Origin of the sequence: uncultured Holdemanella sp. (assembly GCF_958348295.1) — a bacterium.
Lineage (GTDB): Bacteria > Bacillota_I > Bacilli_A > Erysipelotrichales > Erysipelotrichaceae > Holdemanella.
Window position 1 is genome coordinate 1 of record NZ_CATVYQ010000083.1, and the last position, 4,528, is coordinate 4,528.

General features: G+C 33.8%; 4 protein-coding genes. 3 read left to right on the plus strand and 1 reads right to left on the minus strand.

The window, feature by feature from the left end; all coding sequences use genetic code 11:
• The first annotated feature begins 78 nt into the window (after positions 1-78).
• Complete coding sequence (locus Q3907_RS10465) at positions 79-1,035, plus strand: DNA-directed RNA polymerase subunit alpha (RefSeq protein WP_295560580.1); 957 nt, start codon at positions 79-81, stop codon at positions 1,033-1,035.
• 11 nt (positions 1,036-1,046) lie between these two features.
• On the plus strand, positions 1,047-1,409 hold the full coding sequence (gene rplQ / locus Q3907_RS10470; RefSeq protein ID WP_301898227.1) for a 50S ribosomal protein L17: 363 nt from the start codon (positions 1,047-1,049) through the stop codon (positions 1,407-1,409).
• 44 nt (positions 1,410-1,453) lie between these two features.
• Here the strand turns inward: rplQ and iadA are convergent, their stop codons facing one another.
• Entirely contained in the window at positions 1,454-2,515 is a 1,062-nt protein-coding gene (iadA, locus tag Q3907_RS10475) for a beta-aspartyl-peptidase (protein ID WP_301898228.1), read from the minus strand.
• Between the two features lie 47 nt (positions 2,516-2,562).
• Between iadA and Q3907_RS10480 the strand changes: the two genes are divergently transcribed.
• Entirely contained in the window at positions 2,563-4,305 is a 1,743-nt protein-coding gene (locus Q3907_RS10480) for an ABC-F family ATP-binding cassette domain-containing protein (RefSeq protein WP_301898229.1), read from the plus strand.
• The last annotated feature ends 223 nt before the right edge of the window (positions 4,306-4,528 follow it).

A 4,528-nucleotide genomic window follows, 5' to 3' on the forward strand; every position in this document is an offset into this window, starting at 1 on the left:
GTAACACCAATTCCACACAACGGATGTCGTCCACCAAAACGACCTCGTGGATAGTCACCATACTAAGGAGGTGTCCAAATGAGCACAAAGTATAAAATTTCGACTATCGAAGAAACAACAAAAGTAGGTAAATTCTTATTAGAACCATTAGAATATCGCTATGGTACACCATTAGGTAATGCACTTCGTCGTGTTTTATTATCATCAATTCCTGGGGGTGCAATCTTCAGTATTCGTATTGACGGTGTATACCACGAATTTACAGGTATTAAAGGTGTAAAAGAAGACGTTGCTTCAATTATTTTAAACTTGAAACAATTGATTTTAGATATTGATATTCATGATAATGAAGTTTATACACTTCGTATTAACCAAGAAGGACCAAAAACAGTCGTAGCTGGTGATATCGAATGTCCAACAGGAGTTACTGTATTAAACAAAGATTTACCAATTTGTACTTTGTCTGAAGGAGGTTCTATGCATATGGAACTTCAGGCTCGTTTAGGCCGTGGATTCGTGCGTTCTGATGTAAATAAAAGAATGTACCAAAATGAAGGACAACCTCTTGGTATTATTTATACAGACTCTCTATACTCACCAATTAAAAATGTTAGTTATGTTGCTAACCCAGTTAAAGGTGATGATGGAAGTATGTATGATTCATTAGAGTTAGAAATTACTACAGATGAAACAATAAAACCAAGCGAAGCATTAGCTGTAGCTGGTAAAATCTTGCGTGATCACTTATCAATTTTAGCATCAGTTGATGAAGCTAGTCTTGAAGTGAAAGAAAAAGAAGTTGAAGTTTCAGAAGAACCTGTGGCACATACTACTCATAAAATGATTGAAGACCTAGAATTATCAGTTCGTTCTTACAACTGTTTGAAACGTGCTGGTATTGCGACTGTTGATGAATTAACTCAAAAAACTGAAGAGGAAATGATTCACGTTCGCAACTTAGGAAAGAAATCATTACAAGAAGTTAAAGACAAAATTAAAGAATTAGGATTGTCTTTTAAACAAAATAACGGATAGGAGGAAATACCATGTGGAATCGTAAATTGGGACGTAAAGCCGATCATCGTAAAGCATTGTTGCGTAACATGGCAACATCTTTGATTGAAAACGGACAAATCGAAACAACAGAAATGAAAGCAAAAGAACTAAGTGCTGTAATGGACTCATTAGTAACATTAGCAAAACGTGGAGATTTACATGCACGTAGACAAGCAGCAGCTTATGTTCGTAATGTAGAAGTAGATGAAGAGGGAACAACAGCTCTTCAAAAATTATTCAATGAAATTGGACCAGCATATGCAGATCGTAATGGTGGATACACTCGTGTAATTAAGACACGTATCCGTCGTGGAGATGCAGCTTCAATGGCTATTGTACAATTCGTTAAGTAATTCAATTAATGAATAATAAAAGACACTGATTTTTTAATCAGTGTCTATTTTTTTACGATAACTTTTTGAATTTGATTCTCTTTCCAAATGACAAGATCACAATCAAATCCTTCTTTAATTTGTCCAGTATATTTAAATCCTAATACATTCGCAACATTTCTTGTGAAGAATGGTAAAGCTTTTTCGTATCCGAGTTTATTTTTTAGGTAAATGAATTCGTTTTTTAAATTCGATATTGGAGTAATACCTATCTCTTTGACAGAACCATCTTCATTATACGTGGACCAAGATCCTTGAGCATCACTAGAAATGGTTACTTTTTCAGTATTTTCGATTTGTTGAATGTAGTTTAATGTTTTACCATTGCCATCACAAGTAAGATCGATAGTTCCACCCATTTCCGTAAATCTTTTAGCTTGTTCAAATAAATGAGGATTTCTTGAACAATGTGTAGGCTGGAATAATGAAATAGGAATATCGGCTTTTTCTATGGCCTTAAAGACAAGTTCTAAGGCTTGTTTTTCATCACCCATATGAATTGTTAAATTTGCTTGTTTTCCAGCTATAAGACTCGCTGTACGAATTCTAGAAGCCAAATGAATTAATTCATCTTCTGTAATATGACTCGATCTATGATCACTTAATGCAAGCTTAACCCCTAGAATACTATCAATAAACACAATATCGTCTTCCACTGAACTTGTTAGTGTATTACTAGGATAGGCATAGCTGCCCGTTAAGATATATGTATGTACACCTTTTTGTGTTAGTTCTTTAGCTTTCGCAAATAATTCTTTTGTGCTTCTTGTGTAACCATCCGTTCCTAATAATCCAACGACGGTTGTGATACCTGCATCCAATATTTCTTGCACATCAATAGGTCTGGCTCTCGAAATAAATCCAGCTTCACCACCACCACCAGTAATATGAACATGACGATCAATCAAACCTGGTGTTAAAACACAGCCTGTACCATCAATGGTTTCAATTGGGTAAGTTAGTTCGATATGCTCATCAATGCTTTCAATCTTAGAATCGGAAATCAATACATCTTTCACACCTAGATTTTCAGGAGCATAAATTTGAATGTTTTTTATTAGTTTCATACATGTCACCTCAAAAATTATTATATAATAATACACAAGGTGATGTTATGTTAATTTCAACAGAAAGTTTAAAAAAGAATATAAATGACAAATGCATTTTAAAAGATGCATCTTTTACAATAGAAGATACAGATAAAATAGCACTGATTGGTGTGAATGGTACTGGTAAAAGTACTTTATTAAAGATACATGCAGGACTCGAAACCTATGATTCAGGAACCGTTATTAAGAAGAATGGAATCAAGATTCATTATTTGCCACAAAATCCAGAATTCAAAACAGATTGTGTATGGGATGAAATTCAACTTGTGAATTCAAAAAATGAACATCCTGTTGCAGAATTCGAATTAAAATCCATACTAACGAAACTAGGTATTACCAATTTTCAAAGTTCAATGTCAACTATGTCTGGAGGCCAAAGAAAAAGAGTTGCACTAGCCTTGGCATTATGTACAAGTTGCGATTTGTTACTTTTAGATGAACCAACCAACCATTTGGATAACGATATGGTTGAATGGCTAGAAAACTATTTAATTCGTTCTAAAAGTGCAATTTTTATGGTGACACACGACCGTTATTTTTTAGATCGTGTTTGCACGAAAATGATTGAATTAGACCAAGGTGATTTATATATTCATAATGGGAACTATGAAGTATATCTAGAAAATAAAGAAACGCGTATAGAACAAGAAAAACTAGCTGCACATAAACACAAGAACTTATATAAAAAGGAATTAGAGTGGGTTAGAGCGGGCGTACAAGCGCGTGGAACTAAATCGAATAGTCGACTTCAAAGATTTGAAGAATTGCGTCAGAAACGTTTTAAACAACAAGAAGAAGCGTTAAAAATCAATGCCGCTATGCAGCGTTTAGGGAATAAAACAATAGAATGTACAAATTTAGGGTTTACATATCCTAAAAAAGAATTGTTTCATGATTTTAACTATGTTGTATTACGCCAAGACCGTATTGGTATTATTGGTGAAAATGGATGTGGAAAATCCACATTACTCGATGTCATTGCAGGGTTGAAACAACCAACCTATGGAACCATCGAATATGGCACAACTGTTAAAATTGGATATTTCAGACAAGCCGATCAAGGCGTAGATTTAAATATGCGCGTTATTGATTATATTGAAGAAGTTTCAAAAGTTATCGAATACGATCGAATGACACTTAGTGCAGCACAAATGCTTGAAAGATTTTTATTTCCAAGAAATATGCACTATACTACACTATCAAGACTTTCTGGTGGAGAAAGAAGAAGATTATATCTATTAAGAGTTTTGATGCAGGAACCAAATATCTTATTATTGGATGAGCCAACAAATGATTTAGATATCTTAACATTGGATGTATTAGAAGATTACCTAGATAATTTCCAAGGAGCCATTATTACTGTAAGTCATGACCGATATTTTTTGGATCGCGTTGTAGATAAAGTGTTTGTCCATCAAGAAGATGGTACTTTTAAACAATATAGTGGTGGATATAGTGATTATTTAGTGAAATCAAGAGATGAAAATAAAAAGGTGGTTGTACAAAAACCAGTCGAAAAGAAGAGGCGTTCTTTATTATCTTATATGGAGAAAAAAGAATTAGAACAATTGCCAGAGAAAATGGAATTGTTGGAAACTGAAATTGAAGATTTAGACCATCAGATGAATGAATGTCAAAGTGATTTTGCGAAATTAAAAGAATTAAGTGATTTAAGAACGCAAAAAGAAGAAGAATTAGAAACTTTGACAAACCGCTGGATGGAATTAGAAGAAAAAAGGGAAGGATAAGTTTTAATAGGATATGGAGAATAGGGGATTTTTTAAAAAACCTTCCCATGTGTTTTTATTAGCCATGTTATGTTGTACACTATGGGGAAGTGCAGCTCCCTTTATTAAATGGGGGTATCAATTATTTGATATTGAAGGAGTACCAAGCATATTAATGTTTGCGGGTATTCGTTTTGCGTTAGCCGGACTTTTAGTCACACTATTTGGTTCTTTTTTACAGAAA